19 protein-coding genes are annotated in these 23,115 nt (G+C 70.2%); 6 read left to right on the forward strand and 13 right to left on the reverse strand.

Annotated features, from left to right (window positions below):
• Positions 1-59: 59 nt before the first annotated feature.
• Entirely contained in the window at positions 60-1,028 is a 969-nt protein-coding gene (locus ACQPWZ_RS08515) for a COX15/CtaA family protein (protein WP_340472464.1), read from the forward strand.
• A 62-nt stretch (positions 1,029-1,090) separates the two neighbouring features.
• Here ACQPWZ_RS08515 and ACQPWZ_RS08520 read toward each other — a convergent pair whose 3' ends face one another.
• From ACQPWZ_RS08520 to ACQPWZ_RS08530, 3 genes are all read right to left on the reverse strand, one after another.
• Positions 1,091-2,179 (reverse strand): amidohydrolase family protein, encoded by a 1,089-nt coding sequence (locus ACQPWZ_RS08520; protein WP_340472465.1) that lies wholly within the window; start codon positions 2,177-2,179, stop codon positions 1,091-1,093.
• Positions 2,180-2,244: 65 nt separating this feature from the next.
• Positions 2,245-2,577: a hypothetical protein gene (locus ACQPWZ_RS08525; RefSeq protein WP_340472466.1), complete on the reverse strand. Its 333-nt coding sequence runs from the start codon at positions 2,575-2,577 to the stop codon at positions 2,245-2,247.
• Between the two features lie 126 nt (positions 2,578-2,703).
• Entirely contained in the window at positions 2,704-3,678 is a 975-nt protein-coding gene (locus ACQPWZ_RS08530; protein WP_383235522.1) for a heme o synthase, read from the reverse strand.
• 341 nt (positions 3,679-4,019) lie between these two features.
• On the opposite strand from ACQPWZ_RS08530, the gene tkt reads away from it, so the two are divergent.
• Genes tkt through pgl form a run of 5 tightly spaced genes read left to right on the forward strand, consistent with a single transcriptional unit; the run spans position 4,020 to position 10,575 of the window.
• A complete protein-coding gene (gene tkt, locus ACQPWZ_RS08535) occupies positions 4,020-6,107 on the forward strand; it encodes a transketolase (protein WP_433571021.1) in 2,088 nt (695 codons plus the stop codon).
• A gap of 34 nt (positions 6,108-6,141) precedes the next feature.
• On the forward strand, positions 6,142-7,260 hold the full coding sequence (gene tal / locus ACQPWZ_RS08540) for a transaldolase (RefSeq protein ID WP_340472469.1): 1,119 nt from the start codon (positions 6,142-6,144) through the stop codon (positions 7,258-7,260).
• Positions 7,261-7,265: 5 nt separating this feature from the next.
• Positions 7,266-8,798, forward strand: a complete 1,533-nt coding sequence (gene zwf, locus ACQPWZ_RS08545) for a glucose-6-phosphate dehydrogenase (RefSeq protein WP_340472470.1) — start codon at positions 7,266-7,268, stop codon at positions 8,796-8,798.
• Complete coding sequence (gene opcA / locus ACQPWZ_RS08550; protein ID WP_383239950.1) at positions 8,795-9,796, forward strand: glucose-6-phosphate dehydrogenase assembly protein OpcA; 1,002 nt, start codon at positions 8,795-8,797, stop codon at positions 9,794-9,796. The genes zwf and opcA overlap by 4 nt, the downstream gene beginning before the upstream one ends.
• Positions 9,793-10,575, forward strand: a complete 783-nt coding sequence (gene pgl, locus ACQPWZ_RS08555; protein ID WP_433571022.1) for a 6-phosphogluconolactonase — start codon at positions 9,793-9,795, stop codon at positions 10,573-10,575. The genes opcA and pgl overlap by 4 nt, the downstream gene beginning before the upstream one ends.
• A gap of 135 nt (positions 10,576-10,710) precedes the next feature.
• Here the strand turns inward: pgl and ACQPWZ_RS08560 are convergent, their stop codons facing one another.
• From ACQPWZ_RS08560 to ACQPWZ_RS08605, 10 genes are all read right to left on the reverse strand, one after another.
• The gene (locus tag ACQPWZ_RS08560; protein ID WP_433573786.1) at positions 10,711-12,213 is read right to left on the reverse strand and encodes a PH domain-containing protein; all 1,503 of its coding nucleotides are present in this window, start codon (positions 12,211-12,213) and stop codon (positions 10,711-10,713) included.
• A gap of 182 nt (positions 12,214-12,395) precedes the next feature.
• Positions 12,396-12,899: a PH domain-containing protein gene (locus tag ACQPWZ_RS08565; RefSeq protein ID WP_433571023.1), complete on the reverse strand. Its 504-nt coding sequence runs from the start codon at positions 12,897-12,899 to the stop codon at positions 12,396-12,398.
• Between the two features lie 4 nt (positions 12,900-12,903).
• Complete coding sequence (gene pgi / locus ACQPWZ_RS08570; protein WP_433573787.1) at positions 12,904-14,556, reverse strand: glucose-6-phosphate isomerase; 1,653 nt, start codon at positions 14,554-14,556, stop codon at positions 12,904-12,906.
• 57 nt (positions 14,557-14,613) lie between these two features.
• Positions 14,614-15,825, reverse strand: a complete 1,212-nt coding sequence (locus tag ACQPWZ_RS08575; RefSeq protein ID WP_433571024.1) for an MFS transporter — start codon at positions 15,823-15,825, stop codon at positions 14,614-14,616.
• Positions 15,826-15,950: 125 nt separating this feature from the next.
• Positions 15,951-16,286, reverse strand: coding sequence for an RNA polymerase-binding protein RbpA (locus ACQPWZ_RS08580; protein WP_003957010.1), 336 nt, complete (start codon positions 16,284-16,286; stop codon positions 15,951-15,953).
• A 134-nt stretch (positions 16,287-16,420) separates the two neighbouring features.
• Positions 16,421-16,651: a preprotein translocase subunit SecG gene (gene secG, locus ACQPWZ_RS08585; protein WP_313949056.1), complete on the reverse strand. Its 231-nt coding sequence runs from the start codon at positions 16,649-16,651 to the stop codon at positions 16,421-16,423.
• A 119-nt stretch (positions 16,652-16,770) separates the two neighbouring features.
• Positions 16,771-17,547, reverse strand: coding sequence for a triose-phosphate isomerase (gene tpiA / locus ACQPWZ_RS08590; protein ID WP_340472474.1), 777 nt, complete (start codon positions 17,545-17,547; stop codon positions 16,771-16,773).
• Positions 17,548-17,554: 7 nt separating this feature from the next.
• The gene (locus ACQPWZ_RS08595) at positions 17,555-18,766 is read right to left on the reverse strand and encodes a phosphoglycerate kinase (protein ID WP_383239965.1); all 1,212 of its coding nucleotides are present in this window, start codon (positions 18,764-18,766) and stop codon (positions 17,555-17,557) included.
• A gap of 112 nt (positions 18,767-18,878) precedes the next feature.
• Positions 18,879-19,889 (reverse strand): type I glyceraldehyde-3-phosphate dehydrogenase, encoded by a 1,011-nt coding sequence (gap, locus tag ACQPWZ_RS08600; protein ID WP_433571025.1) that lies wholly within the window; start codon positions 19,887-19,889, stop codon positions 18,879-18,881.
• 203 nt (positions 19,890-20,092) lie between these two features.
• A complete protein-coding gene (locus ACQPWZ_RS08605; protein ID WP_433571026.1) occupies positions 20,093-23,038 on the reverse strand; it encodes a M14 family zinc carboxypeptidase in 2,946 nt (981 codons plus the stop codon).
• Positions 23,039-23,115 lie beyond the last annotated feature (77 nt).

Consider the following 23,115-nt stretch of genomic DNA (forward strand, 5'->3'; position numbering starts at 1 on the left):
CGCTCGTTCCGGCACGCGAGGCCGACCCTCGTGAATGCATGCACAAGGCCCCGCCTACCATGGTGCCCGTGCAAACCCCCCTCGCCCTCATCGCCCGACGCTGGACGCCCACCCCCAGGACTCTCCGGCGCGCCGCGCTCTCCGCCGTCGTCATGAGCGTGGTCATCATCGTCACGGGTGGCGCGGTCCGCCTGACCGGCTCCGGTCTCGGCTGCGACACCTGGCCCAAGTGCACGGACGACAGCCTCTTCGCCACACCCGAGCAGGGCCTGCACGGCGCGATCGAGTTCGGCAACCGGATGCTGACCTACGTCCTGTCGGCCGCGGTCGGCTGGGCCATCATCGCGGCGCGCTCCACGAAGCCGCGGCGCCGCGGGCTGACCCGGCTCGGGTGGGCACAGTTCTGGATCGTGGCGAGCAACGCGGTGCTGGGCGGCATCACGGTGTGGGCGGGCCTCAACCCGTGGACCGTGGCGGGGCACTTCCTGGCCGCCAACGCACTGCTCACCGTCGCGGTGATCACCTGGCACCGGGCCGGCGAGGGCGACACCGCACCGCGTCCGCGGGTCCCGCGCCCGGTCCGCAGGCTGTCCTGGGCCATCGTCGTCACCTCCGCACTGCTGATCGCGCTGGGCACCTCGGTGACCGGTTCCGGCAAGCACGCCGGTGACAGCAGCGACGTCCCGCGCATGCCGTGGGACTGGGTGGACGCCGCACACGTCCACGCGATCGCGGCCTGGGTGGTCTGCGCGCTGGCGCTCGCCATGTGGCTGGTGCTGCGGGTCGTGGACGCCCCCGACGACACCCGGGCCCGCGCCCGCGACCTGCTGCTGGTGCTCCTGGCACAGGGCGTCATCGGCTACGTCCAGTACTTCACCCAGGTCCCCGAGGCCCTGGTCGCGGCGCACATGCTCGGGTCCGCGCTGATGTGGATCGCGGTAGTGCGCCTCGCGCTCAGCCTGCGGGAGCGTCCGCAGCCGACGGCGGAGATCCCGGCCCAGGGCGACGTGGCGCTGTCCCGCGCCTGAGCACGGACTCACCGCCGGCTTCTACGGACTCACCACCTGCTTCTCAGGTCGGGGCCTGCTGATCACACCGCGTCCAGCAGCCCGTAGACACGGCGGGCGTTGGCCGAAGAGATCATCGTCGCCACCCGCTGGGCGTCGGTCCGGGACCACGCACCGTCGCCGACCCAGTCGCCGAGCACCCGCGCCAGCGACTCCCTGAAGATCCTGGCGCCCACCACATGCAGCTCGGGCAGCCCCCGCGCGCCGCTGGAGAACAGCAGCTTGCCGAACGGCGCGAGCTCCAGGATCTCCGCCAGTACGGCGGCCGCCCGGGCGCCCGTGTGCACGAGCGCCGGTCCGAGGTCCGCGTACACATGGGGGAAGACACTCGCCAGATGGGCCGCGTGGCGGTGGTACGGATAGCCGTGCAGCAGCACGAGGTCGGTTCCGAGCCCCGCGGTCGCGGCGGCGAAACTCGCCAGCAGCATCGGGTCCTCCACACCCACATGGAGCTGGAGCGGCAGCCCGGAGGCGACGGCGATCCACAGCACGTGCCGCACGAGGACGGGGTCGGTGAGTGTGCCGCCGACCTGGCGCGCGGCCAGCCAGCGCCCGACCGCCCCGCGCACCTCGCCGGGGCCCGGAGGCTCCGGCGCGAGGGCGAGCCCGTGGCACACGGCGGCGACAGAGGTGAAGGCCACGGCGGACGCGGCGGCGCCGTGGACGGCTTCGGCGAGGTTGGCGAGGAAGCCCTCGACGGTGCCCGAGGTGTCGGCGACCTGTTCGGCGAGGAGTTCGAGCCGTACGATCTCGCGGGCCTCGGCCGCGCCGGCGGCGGCAATCTCCGGCGGCCCGGTGAGATCCCCCGGCAGTCCGGTGTCCACCAGATAGGTGGAGATGCCGCTGCCTCTCAGCAGCCGTCTGCCCGCCTCCAGCACCCCGAGCTCACGGCGCCGGGCGAGATAGCGGGCAGGCGGGCAGTGCGGTTCGAGCCCCAGCAGGGGTGGGCACCAGCGCCGGACGGCGAACCCCGTCTGGGTGTCGAAGAAGGTCGTGCCCGGCGCGGGCGGTCCTGCGGTGCGGCCCAGATGCGCCTCGAAGGTGCCGAGACCGAGCTCGGTGCGGAGCACCCCGTGGCAGTACTGGTCCACGAGGGTCGGGGTGTCGATCATCCGGGCTCCCAGTCGTGGACCGTGTTTCCACAGTCCTAACGGGTGACACCCCGGCGAGGTGTTGCTCAGCCGTTGGAAGGACCGCCGACCTGGATGCCCGCCATACGGCTCCACTCGTACGGCCCTGTGCGGACCTTGGCGGCCAGCTCACCGTCGAAGGAGTCGTGGAGGGTGAGGCCGGCCTTCTCGGCGGCGGCGGCCGCGATCGCGTGGTTCGGCGCCACGAGGTCGCCCCATTCGCCGTCCTCGCCGATGAGCACGATCCGGGTGCCCGCCTGGCCGAGGTACTCGATGGTCCCGTCGGCGCCGCCGTGCGCCTTGGCGAAGGCGCCGATCTGCTTGGCGATCCGGGCCGCCTTGCGCTCCACCTGGCTGTCTGCCTGCTGCGTGTCTGCCATGGGGCGATGCTACTCGCGGGTAGTCGGCACCGGCCACGGCGGGTGCACGTGGCATGGGCCACGGCAGGGGGCCGACACAGGAAGAAAGGGGTCCTGCGCAGGAAATGCTCCGGCGCAGGAAGGGGTCTAGCGCAGGAAGGGGTCCACCGCGACCGCCACGAACAGCAGCGAGACATAGGTGATGGACCAGTGGAAGAGCCGCATCTCCTTGAGCTTGCCGCCCATCACCTCGGCCTTGGCCCGTGACTGGAGCGCGTGTGCCTCCCACAGCCACCAGCCGCCGGCCGCCAGCGCCACCACCGTGTAGAACCATCCGGTGTAGCCGAGCGGGGTGAGCAGCAGGGAGACCGCGACCATCACCCAGCTGTAGAGGACGATCTGGCGGGCCACCACCTTGTTGGAGGCGACGACCGGGAGCATCGGCACACCCACGCGCGCATAGTCCTCCTTCACCTTCATCGACAGCGGCCAGTAGTGCGGCGGCGTCCAGAAGAAGATGACGAGGAAGAGGATGAGCGCGGCCCAGGACACCGAGTTGGTGACGGCGGACCAGCCGATCAGGACCGGCATGCAGCCGGCGATGCCGCCCCACACGATGTTCTGCGCGGTGCGCCGCTTCAGGATCATCGTGTAGACGATGACGTAGAAGAGGAGCGCGCCGAGCGAGAGCGCCGCTGACAGCCAGTTGACGAGCAGTCCGAACCAGAGGGTGGAGACCACCGTGAGGGTGAGCCCGAAGACCAGTCCCTCGCGCGGCGACACCATGCCGGTCACCAGGGGCCGCTGCGACGTACGGTCCATCAGGGCGTCGATGTCGCGGTCGATGTACATGTTGAGCGCGTTCGCGCCACCCGCGGAGAGATAGCCGCCGACACAGGTGGTGAGCACCAGCCACAGGTCGGGCACGTCCTGAGCGGCCAGGAACATCACCGGCACCGTGGTGATCAGCAGCAGTTCAATGATCCGTGGCTTGGTCAACGCCACGAAGGCCTTGACCCGGGCCCCGAACGGCCGGTGACCGCGGTTCCTGCGGAACTCCCCCGCGGTCTCGACGGCATGGGCGGTGCCACCACCCGCTGGACGGGATTCGACGGCCGTCACGCACACCCCTGACAGAGACTCCTTGCAAGCCCGGGCAAGGAGAAAGGGCCCGGTAAAGACTTGCGCGTACCACGCCACTCTAGACGTTGCCCATACGTCGTCCCGCACGGGGGTGGCGTCGTGTTGAGCAGCGACCCGGGCCTGTGCGTATAGGTCGTCGAAGCGCGTCGAGCAGGCCGCCGGGAGGCGAAGTCGTCCCGGGGGCTGCACCCTGGCTGTGTCCGATTTTGTGAAAGGCATGCACTCGAAAAGGTGCGCGTTGTTCCGGGGGTAGGCTCGACAACGCCCGGTGCTTCCGTCGTCACCGGGATACGACATGTGGAGAGGAGCCCTGACTCAGGGTGAGCACCAAGCCGACCACCACAGACCTCGAGTGGACCGATCTGGACCAGCGGGCCGTCGATACCGTCCGCGTCCTGGCCATGGATTCCGTACAGAAGGTCGGCAACGGCCACCCCGGTACGGCCATGAGCCTCGCGCCCGCCGCGTACGTCCTGTTCCAGAAGCTGATGCAGCACGACCCGGCCGACCCGGACTGGACCGGCCGTGACCGGTTCGTCCTGTCCGCCGGTCACTCGTCGCTGACCCTCTACATCCAGCTCTACCTGGCCGGTTACGGCCTGGAACTCGACGACCTCAAGGCCTTCAGGACCTGGGGTTCGAGGACCCCCGGACACCCGGAGTACGGACACACCCCCGGCGTCGAGACGACGACCGGCCCGCTCGGCCAGGGTGTCGCCAACGCGGTGGGCATGGCCATGGCCGCCCGCTACGAGCGCGGTCTGTTCGACCCGGACGCCGCCCCCGGCACCTCCCCGTTCGACCACACCATCTGGGCCATCGCCGGTGACGGCTGCCTCCAGGAGGGCATCTCCTCGGAGGCGTCCTCGCTGGCCGGGCACCAGAAGCTGGGCAACCTGGTGCTGCTGTGGGACGACAACCACATCTCCATCGAGGGCGACACGGAGACGGCCGTCTCCGAGGACACCCTCAAGCGCTACGAGGCGTACGGCTGGCACGTCCAGCGCGTCGAGCAGCTGCCGAGCGGCGACCTCGACCCGGCCGGCCTCTACCGGGCCCTCCAGGCCGCCAAGGCCGAGACCGAGCGTCCCTCCTTCATCGCGGCGCGCTCGATCATCGCCTGGCCGGCCCCGCACGCACAGAACACCGAGGCCGCGCACGGCTCGGCGCTCGGCGACGATGAGGTCGCGGCCACCAAGCGCGTCCTCGGCTTCGACCCGGAGAAGAGCTTCGAGGTCTCCGACGAGGTCATCGCCCACACCCGCGGGGCGCTCGACCGCGGCCGTGAGGCCCGTGGCGAGTGGGAGAAGACCTTCGCCGCATGGCGCACCGCGAATCCGGAGCGTGCCGCGGAGTTCGACCGGATCCGCTCGACCGAGCTGCCCGCCGGCTGGGAGGAGAAGCTCCCCGACTTCGAGACCGGCAAGGGTGTCGCCACCCGCGCGGCCTCCGGCAAGATCCTTCAGGCGCTGGGCGCGGTCGTCCCCGAGCTGTGGGGCGGTTCCGCGGACCTGGCGGGCTCGAACAACACGACGATCGACAAGACGTCGTCGTTCCTGCCCGTGGGCAACCCGCTGCCGGGCGCCGACCCGTACGGCCGCACGATCCACTTCGGCATCCGTGAGCACGCGATGGCCGCCGTCATGAACGGCATCACGCTGCACGGCAACACCCGTGTGTACGGCGGCACCTTCCTGGTGTTCTCCGACTACATGCGCAACGCGGTGCGGCTGTCGGCCCTGATGCACCTGCCGGTCACCTACGTGTGGACGCACGACTCGATCGGTCTCGGCGAGGACGGCCCGACGCACCAGCCGGTCGAGCACCTGGCGTCGCTGCGCGCCATCCCCGGTCTGAATGTCGTCCGTCCGGCGGACGCCAACGAGACCGCGATCGCGTGGCGCGAGATCATGCGCCGCTGGACCAAGGAGTTCGGCAAGGGCGCCCCGCACGGTCTGGCACTGACCCGGCAGGGTGTGCCGACCTACGAGCGCAACGAGGATGCCGCGCGCGGCGGTTACGTCCTCTTCGACGCCGAGGGCGGCGAGCCCCAGGTCGTCCTGATCGGCACCGGCTCCGAGGTCCAGCTGGCCGTCGGGGCGCGCGAGCAGCTCCAGGCCGCGGGCATCCCGACCCGGGTGGTCTCGATGCCGTCGGTCGAGTGGTTCGAGGAGCAGGACCAGGCGTACCGGGACTCGGTGCTGCCGCCCGCCGTACGGGCACGGGTGGCGGTCGAGGCCGGTATCGGACTCACCTGGCACCGCTTCGTCGGTGATGCCGGCCGCATCGTTTCGCTGGAGCACTTCGGCGCTTCGGCGGACGGCAAGGTTCTCTTCCGCGAGTTCGGCTTCACTGCCGACAATGTCGCCAGGGCCGCGCGGGAATCTCTCGAAGCCGCCGCACGCTGACGCCGGTACACGACAAGTAGGAGATGCAACTCTCATGACAGACGCACTCAAGCGCCTCTCCGACGAAGGCGTCGCGATCTGGCTCGACGACCTGTCACGCAAGCGGATCACGTCCGGCAATCTCGCCGAACTGATCGACCAGCAGCACGTGGTGGGCGTCACCACCAACCCGTCGATCTTCCAGAAGGCGATCTCGCAGGGCGACGGCTACGACCAGCAGCTCGCCGACCTCGCGGCCCGCAAGGTGACCGTCGAGGAAGCCCTGCGCATGATCACGACGGCCGACGTCCGTGACGCCGCCGACATCCTGCGTCCGGTCTACGACGCGACGCAGGGCCAGGACGGCCGGGTCTCCATCGAGGTCGACCCGCGCCTGGCGCACAACACCCGGGCCACCGTCGCCGAGGCCAGGCAGCTCGCCTGGCTGGTGGACCGGCCCAACACGCTCATCAAGATCCCGGCCACCAAGGCGGGCCTGCCGGCGATCACCGAGACCATCGGCCGCGGCATCAGCGTCAATGTGACGCTGATCTTCTCGCTGGAGCGCTACCGCGAGGTCATGGACGCGTACATCTCCGGCCTGGAGCAGGCCAAGGAGCGCGGACTCGACCTGTCGAAGATCCATTCGGTGGCGTCGTTCTTCGTGTCCCGGGTGGACACCGAGATCGACAAGCGGCTGGACGCGCTGGGCACCCCGGAGGCCGAGCAGGCGCGCGGCAAGGCCGCCCTGGCCAACGCGCGGCTGGCCTACGAGGCGTTCGAGGAGGTCTTCTCCTCCGACCGCTGGGCCGCGCTCGACAAGGCGCAGGCCAACAAGCAGCGTCCGCTGTGGGCCTCGACCGGCGTCAAGGACAAGGCGTACAAGGACACGCTGTACGTCGACGAGCTGGTCGCGCCGGGCACGGTGAACACCATGCCGGAGGCGACCATGGAGGCCGTGGCCGACCACGGCCAGATCACCGGTGACACGGTGCGCGGCACCTACGACGACGCGCGCGCCGACATCGAGGCTGTCGAGAAGCTCGGCATCAAGTACGACGACGTCGTGCAGCTGCTCGAGGACGAGGGCGTCGAGAAGTTCGAGGCGTCCTGGAACGACCTGCTCAAGTCGACCGAGGCCGAACTCAAGCGCCTCGCCCCTTCGGAGGGCTGACCACCTTGTCCGGTACGTACGAAGCCAATCCGCTTCGTGACCCCGCAGACCGACGGCTCCCGCGTATCGCGGGGCCGTCGGGCCTGGTCATTTTCGGTGTCACGGGCGATTTGTCCCGTAAAAAGCTGATGCCCGCCGTCTACGACCTGGCCAACCGGGGACTGCTCCCGCCGGGCTTCTCCCTCGTCGGGTTCGCCCGGCGCGAGTGGCACGACGAGGACTTCGCCCAGGAGGTGCACGACGCCGTCAAGGCGCACGCCCGCACCCCCTTCCGTGAGGAGGTCTGGCAGCAGCTCATCCAGGGGATGCGCTTCGTCCAGGGCGACTTCGACGACGACGACGCCTTCGAGCAGCTGAAGGCGACCATAGAGGACCTGGACAAGAAGCAGGGCACCGGCGGCAACTTCGCCTTCTATCTGTCCGTCCCGCCGAAGTTCTTCCCCAAGGTCGTCCAGCAGCTCAAGAAGCACGGGCTCGCCGACCAGAAGGAGGGCTCCTGGCGCCGCGCCGTCATCGAGAAGCCGTTCGGCCACGACCTGGTCTCCGCCAAGGAGCTCAACCAGGTGGTGCACGAGGTCTTCCCGGCCAACGAGGTCTTCCGGATCGACCACTACCTCGGCAAGGAGACGGTCCAGAACATCCTGGCCCTGCGCTTCGCCAACACGCTCTTCGAGCCGATCTGGAACCGGTCGTACGTCGACCATGTGCAGATCACCATGGCCGAGGACATCGGCATCGGCGGCCGCGCCGGCTACTACGACGGCATCGGCGCAGCCCGTGACGTCATCCAGAACCACCTCCTCCAACTCCTCGCGCTGACCGCGATGGAGGAGCCCGCCTCCTTCGAGGCGGACGCCCTGGCCGCCGAGAAGACCAAGGTGCTGGGCGCGGTGAAGCTGCCCAAGGACCTCGGCACCGGTACGGTCCGCGGGCAGTACGCGGAGGGCTGGCAGGGCGGCGAGAAGGTCGTCGGCTACCTCCAGGAAGACGGGATCGACTCCAAGTCGAAGACCGACACCTACGCGGCGGTCAAGCTCGAGATCGACAACCGCCGCTGGGCCGGCGTGCCGTTCTACCTGCGGACAGGCAAGCGGCTCGGCCGGCGTGTCACCGAGATCGCCGTCGTCTTCCAGCGCGCCCCGCACTCGCCCTTCGACCACACGGCGACGGAGGAGCTGGGCCAGAACGCCCTGGTCATCCGCGTCCAGCCGGACGAGGGCGTGACCCTGCGGTTCGGCTCGAAGGTGCCGGGCACCTCGATGGAGGTACGGGACGTCTCGATGGACTTCGCCTACGGCGAGTCCTTCACCGAGTCCAGCCCCGAGGCGTACGAACGCCTCCTCCTCGACGTGCTGCTCGGCGACTCCAACCTCTTCCCGAGGGTCGAGGAGGTCGAGCGCTCCTGGATGATCCTCGACCCCGTCACGGAGTACTGGGCCAAGCACGGCAAGCCCGCTCAGTACCAGGCTGGGACCTGGGGGCCGGACGAGGCGGACGAAATGCTCGCACGAGACGGACGGAGCTGGCGTCGGCCATGAAGATCGACCTCACGGACACCACATCAGGCAAGATCAACAAAGCACTGGTGCAGGCACGCCGGGCGATCGGCACACCGGCCGTCGGCATGGTCCTCACCCTCGTCATCGTCACCGACGAGGAGAACGCCTACGACGCGCTGAAGGCGGCCAGCGAGGCATCGCGCGAGCACCCCTCGCGCAAGCTCGTCGTCATCAAGCGGGTCTCGCGCTCCCCGCGCGACCGGGCGAAGGCACGCCTGGACGCCGAGGTGCGGGTGGGCACGGACGCCGGCACCGGCGAGACAGTGGTCCTGCGGCTGTACGGCGAGGTCATCGACCACGCCCAGTCCGTGGTGCTGCCGCTCCTGCTGCCCGACGCCCCGGTCGTCGTCTGGTGGCCGGTGAACGCGCCGCTCGACCCGGCCAAGGAGCCGCTCGGCGCGCTCGCACAGCGACGGGTCACGGACTCCTACGCGGCCGAGGAGCCCGTGAAGGAGCTCGTGGCGCGCGCCGCCGCCTACACCCCCGGCGACACCGACCTGTCCTGGGCCAGGATCACCCCCTGGCGCTCGATGCTGGCCGCCGCTCTGGACCAGGTGGCCTGCGACGTCACCGCGGTCGAGGTGGAGGGCGAGGAGTTCAACCCGAGCTGCGAGCTGCTCGCCATGTGGCTGGCGGACCGGCTGAAGGTACCGGTCAAGCGCTCCGGATCGGCGGGCCCCGGGCTCACGGCCGTACGGCTGGAGACCTCCTGCGGTCCGGTCGTGCTGGACCGCGCCGACGGCTCGCTTGCCACCCTGTCCATCAAGGGGCAGCCGGATCGCGCGGTGGCCCTGAAGCGGCGCGAGACCGCCGAGCTGATCGCGGAGGAGCTTCGCCGGCTGGACCCCGACGAGATCTACGCCTCGGCGCTGCGGTTCGGTGTGCACCGGCTCTCGGACGGCGGGGACATCGCGGCCGAGAAGTCCGGGGCCACCCCGGCGAAGAAGGCTCCCGCGAAGAAGGCGGCAGCGAAGTGAGTGCGCCGCAGCTCGTCGTCCACCGCGACAAGGAGCTGATGGCGCAGGCCGCGGCGGCCCGGCTGATCACGAAGATCGTGGACGCCCAGGCCGCGCGCGGTTCCGCGTCGGTGGTCCTGACAGGCGGTCGCAACGGCAATGCGCTGCTGGCCGCCCTCGGGACCTCGCCGGCCCGCGACGCGATCGACTGGGGGCGGCTGGACCTGTGGTGGGGGGACGAGCGGTTCCTCCCCGACGGCGACCCGGAGCGCAATGTCACGCAGGCCCACGCGGCCCTGCTGGACAGGGTTCCTGTGGATCCGGCCCGCGTGCATGCGATGGCCCCGTCGGACGGCGCGTACGGCAGCGACGTGGAGGCCGCGGCCGCCGCGTACGCCACCACGCTCGCCGCCGCGGCGGGTCCGGAGGACCACGGTCCGGTCCCCCGGTTCGACGTCCTGATGCTGGGCGTCGGCCCCGACACCCATGTCGCCTCGCTCTTCCCGGAGCATCCGGCGGTGCGGGAGACGGAACGCACGGTGGTGGGCGTGCACGGTGCGCCGAAGCCGCCGCCGACCCGCATCACGCTCACCCTCCCGGCGATCCGGGCGGCCCGTGAGGTGTGGCTGCTGGCGGCCGGCGAGGACAAGGCCAAGGCGGTGCAGATCGCTCTGTCGGGCGCGGGCGAGGTTCAGGCGCCCGCGGCCGGTGCGTACGGCCGCAGCAGGACACTGTGGCTGCTGGACGGAGCGGCGGCCTCGGAGCTGCCGCGCGATCTGTACCCGCCGGCGTCGCCCTGACATCGCCCCTGAGGTGACGGGCTCTGCGGAGCCTTCTGTTCCGAACCGCCGCCGGCCCCGTTCCTCCGGGCCGGCGGCGGTCGGCGTAGGGGGGCGGGTGCGGGTGTGGGGCCCACGGTGCACGACCGGGAGCCGTCATCCGGGGATGGTCGCGCCGCCGTCCGGGGCGTCGCCTGCCCGCGCGTCCCCGTCCCGCAGCAGGAACGGTTCCAGCAGCCCCGGGACGGCGTCCGCCGCGAAGCCGAGCCCCTCGCTCGCGTCGGCGTCGAGGACCGCGTAGGCGCCCGCTCCGGCGGCCGTCGTCGCGGTGAGGGTCAGCACCCCGGCCCGCCGCTGGAACACGGACTGTTTCACCACCCAGCCGATGACTCCCCCGCGCTGCAACGCGACCGTCGCCCGCCGGACCGTGCCCGAGCGGGCGACGATATAGCCGCCGCTGATCCCGTGGCCCAGGCTGCGGTAGGCGTCGAGGGCGAGGAGCACCGCCGCCGGGAGCGCGAGGACCGCGCAGCCCGCCGCGATGTACAGCAGGACATCGCTGAACCACAGGCCCAGCGCGGCGAGCAGGGCGAGCGGAAGGACCGCGGTCGCTAGCGCCCAGCGCAGTCTGCGGGTGCGTGCCGCCCGTGGGTGGGCGGTGAGCGGGGCGTCCGTCGGGGTCCGCGCCTCCCGCAGGACCTGACCGGCCACGTCGTCCGCCACCGCCCGGGGCACCGGTGGCAGCAGCACCTTGAGGTCGGCGTGCTTGTCCTGCTCGTCGTGGGCGATACCGGTGGCGACCGCGTCCACCCGGGCCGCGCCGAACAGCCGTACGCCGAGCGGTTCGACCAGCTCGACCCCGCGCAGCCGGCGCTCCTCCATGGAGATCGAGCGCGCGGTGAACAGTCCGCGGCGCACCCGCAGGGTGCCGCCGGGCTCGCGCTCCAGCCGGTAGTTCCACCACATCTCGATCCACAGGCCGAGCGAGCCGACGACGCCGGCGGCGACGGCCGCCAGCAGCAGCACCACGATCATCATGAGGACGGAGGTGTGCGAGAAGCGCTCGCCCACCCAGTCGATGACCTCGCCCTGCGCCCCGAACCACTCGCTGACCTGCATCACACCGCCGGCCGCCGCGCCGCCGAGCAGCGGGGCGACGAAGGACACCGGCGCGTAGCGGATCCACGCCAGGTCGACGGACGCGAGCTGCCCTTCGCGGTGTTCGCCGGGTGCGGCAGTGGCGGTGCGGCCGAGGAGTTCCCGGCGCAGCCGCTCGCCCTCCGCCTTGGTGACGGGGTTGAGCTCCAGCGTCGACTCACCGCCGGTGTGCTCGCCGGTGCCGATGCGCACCTTCACCAGGTCGAGGATCCGCAGCAGGGGGTTGGCCGTCAGGTCGACGCTGCGGATCCGTTCCCGGGCCAGCGAGCGCCGTTTGACCAGCAGTACTCCGGTGCGCAGTTCGGCGCGCTCGGTGCCTATCCGGTAGCGGGTCTTGCGCCAGCGCAGATACTCCGCGCCCGCCCCGGCGAGCACCAGCAGGACCCCGCCGAGCAGCAGCAGGGCTATGCCGGTGGCGCTGCGGGCCTCTCCGCGGAGCCAGTCCCCGCCGGAGAGCCCCAGCAGGACGGGCAGGCAGATGCCTCCCGCGACACCGGACATCACCGCGGCCCTCACCACCAGGGCCCGCTTGTCGAGCCGGCGCCACTCCTCGCCTGACGCCTGCCCGTCCGCGGTGCTCTCGCCGGCCGTCTGCCGGCCCGCCGTCTGCCCGCCCGCGCCGGCGCCGTACGCCGCCGCGCCGGGCAGAGCGGCCTCCCCCGCGGCCGGCTCCTCCGCGGTGCTCACGTCGCGTCCCCGGGCGTCGCCTGGGTGATGTGCGTGAGCTGCTCGGCGAGTTCGGCCGCGACCTCGTGGTCGAGCCCCTCGATCTTGATCGCACCCTTGGAGGAGGCCGTGGTGACGATGACCGTCGCCAGCCGGAAGGCGCGTTCGAGGGGCCCGCGCAGGGTGTCCACGGTCTGGATCCGGGACATCGGCGCGATCCGCCACTCCTGCCAGAAGGCACCGCTGCGGACGTAGACCGCCTCGTCCGTGACCTCCCACCGGTGGCCCCGGAACCACCAGGACGGGAAGAAGGCGGTGCACAGCAGTCCGAGCACCGCCAGTCCTCCGGCGACGGCCAGCAGCCAGGTCCGGGCGGGCCCGATCAAGGCGCCCAGCACGGCAAGCACCACGACCGGGACGCCCGTCAGCAGCAGCCACTGCACCCGCCACCAGCCGACGACCCGGTCATTGAGCGTGTTGTTCGGCGGCCTCAGCCGAACCGTCCCCTCCCCGGCGGCCATCGGCTCAACGACCGCGCAGGGAGCGGTAGGTGGCCACCAGCGCGGCGGTCGAGCCGTCCAGATCCCCGCCGCCCGTGCCCTCCGTGAGCACCGGCTCGATCCTCTTCGCGAGAACCTTGCCCAGCTCGACGCCCCACTGGTCGAAGGAGTCGATGTTCCAGATCGCTCCCTGGACGAACACCTTGTGCTCGTACAGCGCGATCAGCTGGCCGAGGACCGACGGGGTGAGCTCGTCGGCGAGGATCGTGGTCGTGGGGCGGTTGCCGGGGAACGTCTTGTGCGGCACCAGCTCCTCGGGCACGCCCTCCGCCCGCACCTCGTCGGGCGTCTTGCCGAAGGCGAGCGCCTGCGTCTGCGCGAAGAAGTTGGCCATCAGCAGGTCGTGCTGGGCGACGAGACCGGGCAGCAGGTCGTCGACCGGGTTGGCGAAGCCGATGAAGTCCGCCGGGATGAGCTTCGTCCCCTGGTGGATCAACTGGTAGTAGGCGTGCTGTCCGTTGGTGCCGGGCGTGCCCCACACCACCGGACCGGTCTGCCACTCCACCCGGTTGCCCTCGCGGTCCACCGACTTGCCGTTGGACTCCATGTCCAGCTGCTGGAGATAGGCGGTGAACTTGCTCAGATAGTGGGAGTACGGCAGTACCGCGTGCGACTGGGCGTCGAAGAAGTCGCCGTACCAGACCCCCAGCAGGCCGAGCAGCATCGGCGCGTTGGACTCCGCGGGGGCCGTCCGGAAGTGCTCGTCGACAAGGTGGAACCCGTCGAGCATCTCGCGGAAGCGGTCCGGGCCGATCGCGATCATCAGCGAGAGGCCGATGGCGGAGTCGAACGAGTAGCGCCCGCCGACCCAGTCCCAGAACTCGAACATGTTGGCCGTGTCGATGCCGAAGTCGGAGACCTTCTCGGCGTTGGTCGACAGGGCCACGAAGTGCTTGGCCACCGCTTCCTGACCGGCCTTCAGCTCGGTGAGCAGCCAGTCGCGCGCGGAGGTGCCGTTGGTGATGGTCTCGATCGTGGTGAAGGTCTTGGACGCGATGATGAACAGCGTCTCGGACGCGTCCAGCTCACGGACGGCCTCGTGCAGATCGGCGCCGTCGACGTTGGAGACGAAATGGAACGTCAGATCGCGGGCGGTGTAGGCGCGCAGCGCCTCGTACGCCATGGCGGGGCCGAGGTCGGATCCGCCGATGCCGATGTTCACGACGTTCTTGATGCGCTTGCCGGTGTGACCGGTCCACTCGCCCGAGCGGATCCGGTCCGCGAACGCGGCCATCGTGTCGAGCACCGCGTGCACGGCCGGCACCACGTTCTCGCCGTCGACCTCGATGACGGCGTCCCGCGGGGCCCGCAGTGCCGTGTGCAGGACGGCGCGGTCCTCGGTGGTGTTGATCTTTTCGCCGCGGAACATCTCGTCCCGCAGCCCGGTGACGTCGGTCGCCGCCGCCAGCTCACGCAGCAGCGTCAGCGTCTCGTCGGTCACCAGGTGCTTGGAGTAGTCGAGGTGGAGGTTGCCGACTTGCAGGGTGTACCTGCTGCCGCGCTGCGCGTCGGCCGCGAACAGCTCCCGCAGCTGCGTCTGTCCGAACTGCTCGCGGTGCTTGCCGAGAGCAGCCCATTCGGGCGTCTTGTTGAGCCTGGTACGGCCGTCTGCGTTCATTCTGGACATCAGCCCACTTCTCTTGTACCTGCCTGCATGCCCCGCTGCCTTTCCAACCTAGTTGATCAGACCGGCCAGCAAGGCGACAGCAGGCACGAACAGCGCCGCCGCGAGCAGTGCCGGAGCGTTGCCTCCCCAGGCGGCAGCCGCCGCGCCGCCGGCGAGCGCGCCGAGCGGGGCTCCGGCGACGCCGAGGGTGCGGAACGCGGAGCTGATCCGGCCGAGCATGTCCGCCGGGCTGCGCTCCTGCACCAGCGTCGCCTGATTGACGTTCCACACCATGCTCATCACGCCGAAGACCGCCATCGCGGCGACCGTCACCCACAACTCGCGGACCGTCCCGGTGATCAGCAGACAACCGGCCTGCACGGTCCCGGCGATGAACACGCTGCGGATGCGTCCGACGCGCTCCGCGAGCCGGCGGGCCACCAGCCCACCCGTCACGCTGCCCGCGCCCACGGCGGTCAGCACCGCCGCGTACGCCCCGCTCCCCGCGTCCAGCCAGCCGGTGACATGGACGACGAGGGTGGCGATGAGCGCGCCCATGCCTATGTTGCAGAGGGTGGTGGCCACGCACAGGCGGCGCAGCGCCGGGTCGCTCCACAACCGGCACAGCCCTTCCCCGATCTCTGCCCGCAGGGTGCTTCCGGCGGGCCTCGGCGCCCGCTCCGGCGCCCGCAGGCGCAGGGAGGCGATCAGGGCCGCGGCCACGAGATAGGTGACGGCGTCCGCCGCGTACGGCACGGCCGCGCCGGCGAGGAGGAGCACCGGCACCACGGGCGCGGCCAGAAAGGCTCCGACGATCTGCTGTGCGGTCATCAGCCGGGCGTTGGCCCCGGCGAGCGCGCCCTCGGGGACCAGGGCCGGCAGCAGAGCGGTCGCGGCGTTGTCGAAGAGCGTCTGGAGGGTGGTGAGGGCGAAGGCGAGCGCCAGCAGCAGGGCGATCGATGCGAGTCCCTGCCGGACCGCCAGGGCGAAGCCCGCCATCAGCAGGCCGCGCAGCAGGTCCACGGCCCACATGGCCCGCTGCTGGTCCACCCGGTCGGCGACCGCGCCGCCCAGCAGCCCGAAGAGCAGCCAGGGCAGATATCCGCAGGCGGTCACCGAGGCGATCAGCAGCGGATCGTCGGTCAGCGAGGCGGCGAGCAGCGGCATGGCGGCAAGTCGCAGTGCGTCGCCGAACTTCGAGACGACGGCGGCCGTCCACAGCCGTCCGAATCCCCCGCGCCAGGAGACGCTCCGCGCCGCCACCGCTTCGGTCGTCGTCACAACATCCCCTTCCCGTCCCGTGATCCGGAACGCTACGGGGTGCCACTGACAGTCGGTGGCCGACGAGAAGGGGCGGGAAAAGCAGACCGGCCGGGCACCGTGAGGTGTCCGGCCGGACGCAAGTTCTAGATCTCGCCCCGCAGTTTGGCAAGCGCTTCGGCGAGGATCGCCTCGCCGTCCGCGTCGCTGCGCCGCTCGCGTACATACGCGAGGTGCGTCTTGTACGGCTCGGTCCGCGGCGGGTCCGGCGGATTGTCCCGGTCCTGACCGGCCGGGAACCCGCAGCGCGGGCAGTCCCAAGTGTCAGGGACCTGTGCGTCGCTGGCGAAGCTCGGCTGCGTCTCGTGCCCGTTCGAGCACCAGAAGGAGATGCGCAGGCGTGGCGCGGACTCGCCACGCTCGGCCTCGCCCATCGGCCCCGCTCCGACCCGGCTTCCCCGGATCGCGTTGCCACTTGCCACGGTCGTAACTCCCTGCGTGATGGTGCTGCACAGCCTCTCACAGCGGCTGCGCCGCGGTGCCCCAGTCTACGTAAGGCCCAACGCTCGTCCAGTGGTGGGAGTTACACCCCAGCCCGGGACGCGGAAGGCGCGGGTCAGCTGTCCAGCTTCATCAGCAGACCAAGTACGACAATGCACGCGAACCACAGCAGACCGACCACCACGGTGATGCGGTCGAGGTTGCGCTCGGCGACCGAGGAGCCACCGACGGACGACTGCATACCGCCGCCGAACATGTCGGAGAGGCCGCCGCCCTTTCCCTTGTGCATCAGCACGAGCAGCATCAGCAGCAGGCTGAAAGCGATCAGGGCGATCGAGAACCCCATAACCACGGCTGGACCCTACTTCCTGGCAATTCTCTCGGGACATCTACGGACGAGCGGGGGCCCGGGCTCCACAGCCTCAGGCCCCCGCAAGGGTACGACGGATCCGCGCTACCGCATACTCACTGGTCGCGGAACCGGACGATCTTGACGAACTCGTCGGCGTCCAGCGCGGCGCCACCGACCAGAGCGCCGTCCACATCGGGCTGCGCCATGATCGCGGCGACGTTTCCGGACTTCACGGAGCCGCCGTACTGGATGCGTACCTGGTCGGCCAGCTCCTGCGAGTACAGCTCGGCCAGCCGCCCGCGGATCGCCCCGCAGACCTCCTGGGCGTCCTCCGGGGTGGCGACCTCACCGGTTCCGATGGCCCACACCGGCTCGTACGCGATCACGATGGACTCGGCCTGCTCGGCCGGGACGTCCTTCAGACCGCCTTCGAGCTGGTTCAGCGTGTACTCGACCTGCTGGCCGGCCTTGCGGACGTCCAGGCCCTCGCCGACGCAGAGGATCGGGGTCAGACCGTGCCGGAAGGCGGCCTTCACCTTGGCGTTGCAGATCTCGTCCGTCTCGGCGTGGTACTGCCGGCGCTCGGAGTGGCCAACCGCGACATAGGTGCACTTCAGCTTGGCCAGCATCAGGCCCGAGATCTCGCCGGTGTACGCGCCAAAGTCGTGCGCCGAGAGGTCCTGGGCGCCGTACTTGATCTTCAGCTTGTCACCGTCGACCAGGGTCTGGACGGACCGCAGGTCGGTGAAGGGCGGCAGGACCGACACCTCCACGGCGTCGTAGTCCTTGTCGGACAGCGCGAAGGCGAGCTTCTGGACGTGGGCGATGGCCTCGAGGTGGTTGAGGTTCATCTTCCAGTTGCCCGCCATCAGCGGGGTACGGGTGGTCATGAGTGGATCAGTCCTCCAGTGCGGCGAGGCCGGGAAGCGTCTTGCCCTCGAGGTACTCGAGGCTTGCGCCGCCACCGGTCGAGATGTGGCCGAATGCCTTCTCGTCGAAGCCCAGGATCCGCACGGCCGCGGCGGAGTCCCCGCCGCCGACCACGCTGAAGGCCGGGGACTCGACGAGCGCCTGGGCGACGGCCTTGGTGCCCTCGGCGTAGTCGGGGTGCTCGAAGACGCCCATCGGACCGTTCCAGAAAACGGTGGCCGCGTCGGCGAGCTTCGATGCGTACAGCTTGCGGGTCTCGGGACCGATGTCCAGACCCTCCTCGTCGGCCGGGATCGCGTCCGCGGCGACGACGGTGGGATGGGCCGGGGCCTTGGTCTTGAGGTCCGGGAATTCCGGGGCGACCAGGACGTCGACGGGGAGCACGAACTCCACGCCCTTCGCCTCGGCGCGCGTCAGGTACTCCTTGACCGCCGGGATCTGGTCCTCCTGGAGCAGCGAGATGCCGACCTCGTGGCCCTGGGCCTTGAGGAAGGTGTACGCCATGCCGCCGCCGATGAGGATGCGGTCGGCCTTCTCCAGCAGATGGTCGATGACACCGAGCTTGTCGGAGACCTTGGCGCCGCCGAGCACGACGACGTACGGGCGTGCCACGTCCTGCGTGAGCTTCTTGAGGACGCCGACCTCGGTGGCGATCAACTGGCCGGCCGCGTGCGGCAGGCGGGCCGGCAGGTCGTACACGGAGGCGTGCTTGCGGTGCACGGCGCCGAAACCGTCGCCGACGTACACATCGGCCAGGGCGGCGAGCTCGTCGGCGAAGGCGCCGCGCTCGGCATCGTCCTTGCTCGTCTCACCGGGGTTGAAGCGGAGGTTCTCGATCACCGCGACCTGACCGTCCGCCAGGGCGGCGACGACGGAGCGGGCCGACTCGCCGACGGTGTCGGTCGCGAAGGCGACGTCGGTGCCGAGCAGTTCACCGAGCCGGGCGGCCGCGGGGGCCAGCGAGAAGGCCGGGTCCGGGGCACCCTTGGGGCGGCCGAGGTGGGAGGCGACGACGACGCGGGCGCCTGCCTCGGCGAGCTTGGCGACGGTCGGCTGGACGGCCCGGATACGGCCGTCGTCGGTGATGGTCGTGCCGTCGAGCGGCACGTTCAGGTCGGCGCGGACGAAAACGCGCTGACCCGTGACCCCTTCTGCAAGAAGCTGGTCGATCGTCTTCATGGTCAGAACTCCTGGGACGGCGGGACGTGCGACAGGGCTCGAACCGCGCCACATTGCGCGTGCCCGAGCCCTGTCGCTCACATCGGGGTGCTCTCGTTGCCGGTCGGACCTGTCAGAGCCGGCCGCCGACGAAGACCGTGAGGTCCACGAGGCGGTTGGAGTAGCCCCACTCGTTGTCGTACCAGCCGAGGATCTTCACCGTGTTGCCCTCCTGGACCATGGTCAGGGAGGAGTCGAAGGTGCAGGAGGCCGGGTCGCCGACGATGTCCGAGGAGACGATCGGGTCCTCGGTGTAGGTCAGGAAGCCCTTGAGGTCGCCGTCGTCGGACGCCTTCTTGAACGCGGCGTTGACCTCGTCCTTGGTGACCTCGCGCTGCAGCGTCACGACCAGGTCGGTGGCCGAACCGGTCGGGACCGGCACGCGCATCGCGATGCCGTCGAGCTTGCCCTTGAGCTGCGGAAGAACCAGAGCGGTGGCCTTCGCGGCACCCGTCGTGGTCGGAATGATGTTCTCGGCGGCGGCGCGGGCGCGACGCAGGTCCGAGTGCGGGAAGTCCAGGATGCGCTGGTCGTTGGTGTACGCGTGGACCGTGGTCATCAGGCCCTTGACGATGCCGAAGTTCTCGTCGAGAACCTTGGCCATCGGCGCCACACAGTTGGTGGTGCAGGAGGCGTTGGAGATGACGTGGTGCTTGTCCGCGTCGTACTTGTCCTGATTGACGCCCATCACGATGGTGATGTCCTCGTCCTTGGCCGGAGCCGAGATGAGGACCTTCTTGGCGCCGCCCGCGATGTGCTTCGCGGCGTCCGCCTTCTTCGTGAAGATGCCGGTCGACTCGACGACGATGTCGACGCCCAGCTCGCCCCACGGGATGTCGGCGGGGTTGCGCTCGGAGAGCACCTTGATCGTCTGGCCGTCGACCGTGATGGTGTCGGCGGTGTGGGTCACCTCGGCCTTGAGGCGGCCCAGGATCGTGTCGTACTTCAGCAAGTGGGCCGTGGTCGCAGTGTCACCCAGGTCGTTGACAGCCACGATCTCGATGTCTGCACCCTGCTCCAGCAGCGCGCGGAAGTAGTTACGACCGATGCGGCCAAAGCCGTTGATGCCTACGCGGATCGTCACGAACCGATCTCCTCGTTAGGTACGCCGGTTTTCGACGCCGGCGAGTTGTATGGGATGTCCCCGACCGCCTCCGACCCTACCTCTCTGGAGGCCGCGGAGTGACATCGGAAGGGCCCCTGTGTGGCGACGGCGGCCCGTACCCCTCAGTAGGGTGCACGGGCCGCCGGAACCGCGGCCGGAGCCGCGGTCTCCGTCACCCGGGGTCAGTGCCCGAGCGCGCCGAGAGCGCGACCGACGATCTTCTTGCGGTCGCTCGCGCCGGGGACGTGTTCCAGACCGAATCCGATCAGCACGGTGTCCCGCGTGGTGACCGCCGCCGCCGACGGGAACAGGTCCTGGCTGCGCTCCCAGGTCCCGCGCAGCGCCGGGCTGCCCTCCGGCGCCGGACCCGTCGTCCACGGCCCGAGCGAGGTCTCGAATCCCTCGGCGCCCTGCCCGGCGCCGGTGACCAGCCTGGTGTCGTCGACGAAGATGCCGCGGCCGCCGTCACTGGGGTCGGTGATGTACGAGACGGAGACCTCGATCTGCTTGCCCGCGTAGGCGCTCAGATCGAACGCGGCGGCCTTCCAGCCGTCGGAGGCACCGGTGAACGAGTGCCACGCGCCGCTGGTGCCGGTCGCCGTGCAGCCGCCGGAGCCGACGGTGAGGTAGTGCCGCAGGAACGGGTGCTGGTTGACGTAGAACCCCTGGTCGCACTGGGTCGGCACGGTCGTGCGCGTGCCGCCGTTCACGTCCGGCAGTGTGGTCCAGTCGTCCTGGCCGACCGTGTGGACCTCGACGACGGCGTTGTCGTAGCCGGGTTCGGTGTTGAAGCTGATCCGCAGATTCAGCGCCGGCTTGTCCGCGGCGCTGGTGCCGGTCAGATCGACCGCCTGCGACAGCCGCATCCAGGAGGAGTTGCGGTGGCTCGCCGCCGCGTACCACTGTCCCTCGTACGGCGAGAACGGCATCTTCACGCCCGGGTAATCGCCCGCGGCCGCGCTGCGGAACTGCGGGAACTGCGCGGGCGGCAGGCTGTCCGAGGTGATCGTGTACGCACCCGCCGCGTCCAGCGGGTTGCCGGGCGCGTCGCCGAGTTCGCCCTTGGCGCCGGAGAGGCGTCCCGTGCCCAGGAAGTCCGCCGCCCCGGCGAGCGAGGCCCGTCCCGACGCACCGAGGTAGTACTGCGCGAAGTCGTCGCTGAGCGCCCCGCCGAGGTCGGCGTTGCCGCCGGCCCGTTCACCGGTGGTGATGAGCTTGCCGCCCTCGTTGACGAAGTCGCGTACGGCCTGGGTGGTGGGCCAGGAGGGTGCGGCGGATCCGGTGTACCAGAGGGCCGTGTCGAAGTGGCCGAGCACGCCGAGCCGGTGCGGCACGCCCTGGGTGGCGACGTCCCAGACCGCGCTGCGCTCGCCGTTGTCGGCGAGTGCCTTGGTGTACGCGGTCGTGTTCTTCGCGGCGGCGGTGCCGCCCTCCTCGGCGATCACGAGCGTGTCGCCGCGCGGCCGCCCGGCGATCCGGTACGTGAAGTGCTCACTCGCGGTGGACTTTCCGGCCCGGGTCTCGCCGGTGAACCAGACCTCGACCGTGTCGCCGACGTCGCCGTCCCGGACCTTGGCGCGGTACTCGTCGAAGAGGATGTTGTCCTCGCCGCCGTACGTCTCGCCGCCCTTCCAGGGCTTCAGCGCCTGGTCGTGGACCCGGCCGCCGTTGACGCGGTAGCGGAGCTCCTTGTCGCGCACCGATTTGCGGGCCACGACGGAGACCTCCTGGTCGCCGCCGCGCGCGTAGGAGACGGTGAAGGGGTCGGGGGTGAAGTCCGCGGCCTTCAGACCCAGCGAGGAGGACGGCTGGTCCGGGTGCAGGGACGTCTCGGCGACGGAGAGCGCGAACGGGACGTTCTTGGCGAACTCCTGCTGGATCAGCTTCTCGTCGTCGGGGAAGGTGAAGACGGAGGCGCAGTCGGCCGCGTTCCAGGGGTCCTGGGGATCGATCCTGGAGACGGTGGCGCAGGTCGACATCTCCGGGGTGTACATCATCATCCCGTTGACGTTGGCCGCGTGCCCGTCGGCCTCACCGTTGGTGGTGTAGAGCTCGGAGGAGACCTGCGGACGGTAGCCGGGGATCGCCGAGTTCTCGGGTGTGCCGGCGAGCGACCGGTAGAGGACGTCGTCCGGAGTCGGTGTGGCGACCTGCCAGCCCACTCCGTACAGCAGCAGTTCGGCCGCGGAGTGGTAGTTGATGCCGTAGGAGAAGCCGATGCGCTTCTGGAACCGGTCGATGGCCTTGGTCTCCGGCTCGGAGGCCGGGCCGGTGCCCCGGAAGGTCTCGTCGAACGGGTCGGGGGACGAACCCTCGTTGTCGTAGCCCCACTTGTAGGTGAAGTTCCGGTTGAGGTCGACGCCGTCGCCCGTGTTGACCGCGCCGTCGCCGTTGTTGTCGCGGAGATTCTTGCGCCACTGCCGCTGCTGGGTGCCGGTGAAGGAGTAGTCGTAGCCGTCGGGGTTGGCGGACAGCACGAACCACAGCTCGCTGCTGTTCACGATCTTGGTGACGCGGGGGTCCTTGCCGTAGTTGGCGAGGTAGTAGTGCATCAGCCGACGGGTCATCTCCGGGGTGATCCACTCGCGCGCGTGCTGGTTGGACATGTACAGCGTCGCGGGCTTGGAGCCGTCCGCCGACTTCGCCGCGCCCTTGCTGAGCTTGAGGGCGAGGATGTCCTGGCCCTTGACCGTCTTGCCGATGCTGATGACCTTGGTGAGGCCGGGGTTGGCCTGCGCGGTGGCGAGGATCTCGCGCTGGAGGCCCTTCTCGCCGCTGTACGGGCGGAAGACGCCGTCGCCGGCGGCGGCGACCCGGTTCCTCGCCGCCGGGGAGACGGTGTGTTCGGTGATGCCGACGCCCTGCTCGCGCAGTTCACCGGCCTGACGCTTGGTGAGATAGAGCTCGACGGTCGCCGTGCCCTTGTCGGGCACCTGCTCCGTCAGTTCGTGTCCGTCGGCGCCGGCCGCGAGGATCAGCGGAACCTGGGCCTTGGTGACTTTCGCGTGCCATACGGACAGCCCGTCGCCGTTCCCTCCGCCGGGTTCGGCCCGGGCGATCGGAGCCGCCGCAAGTGTTGCGGTCAGCAGTGAAGCCGCGGCGAGGATCGATCTCGCTCTGCGTCTCATAAGCCCCCCTTGCTGGTGTCTGCCAGGAAAGTGAACAGACGCCAGACTCATCACACCCCATGGCCATGTCAAGAAGG

The sequence above is a fragment of the Streptomyces sp. CA-251247 genome, assembly GCF_050952975.1.
In the GTDB taxonomy this organism is placed as follows: domain Bacteria; phylum Actinomycetota; class Actinomycetes; order Streptomycetales; family Streptomycetaceae; genus Streptomyces; species Streptomyces achmelvichensis.

Bases quoted from the DNA above. Each gene is read 5' to 3' on its own strand.
- ACQPWZ_RS08515 (WP_340472464.1), top strand. From the start codon at position 60: ATGGTGCCCGTGCAAACCCCCCTCGCCCTCATCGCCCGACGCTGGACG.
- ACQPWZ_RS08520 (WP_340472465.1), bottom strand. From the start codon at position 2,179: ATGATCGACACCCCGACCCTCGTGGACCAGTACTGCCACGGGGTGCTC.
- ACQPWZ_RS08525 (WP_340472466.1), bottom strand. From the start codon at position 2,577: ATGGCAGACACGCAGCAGGCAGACAGCCAGGTGGAGCGCAAGGCGGCC.
- tal (WP_340472469.1), top strand. From the start codon at position 6,142: ATGACAGACGCACTCAAGCGCCTCTCCGACGAAGGCGTCGCGATCTGG.
- opcA (WP_383239950.1), top strand. From the start codon at position 8,795: ATGAAGATCGACCTCACGGACACCACATCAGGCAAGATCAACAAAGCA.
- ACQPWZ_RS08560 (WP_433573786.1), bottom strand. From the start codon at position 12,213: ATGTCCGGTGTCGCGGGAGGCATCTGCCTGCCCGTCCTGCTGGGGCTC.
- ACQPWZ_RS08565 (WP_433571023.1), bottom strand. From the start codon at position 12,899: ATGGCCGCCGGGGAGGGGACGGTTCGGCTGAGGCCGCCGAACAACACG.
- pgi (WP_433573787.1), bottom strand. From the start codon at position 14,556: ATGAACGCAGACGGCCGTACCAGGCTCAACAAGACGCCCGAATGGGCT.
- secG (WP_313949056.1), bottom strand. From the start codon at position 16,651: ATGGGGTTCTCGATCGCCCTGATCGCTTTCAGCCTGCTGCTGATGCTG.
- tpiA (WP_340472474.1), bottom strand. From the start codon at position 17,547: ATGACCACCCGTACCCCGCTGATGGCGGGCAACTGGAAGATGAACCTC.
- ACQPWZ_RS08595 (WP_383239965.1), bottom strand. From the start codon at position 18,766: ATGAAGACGATCGACCAGCTTCTTGCAGAAGGGGTCACGGGTCAGCGC.
- ACQPWZ_RS08605 (WP_433571026.1), bottom strand. From the start codon at position 23,038: ATGAGACGCAGAGCGAGATCGATCCTCGCCGCGGCTTCACTGCTGACC.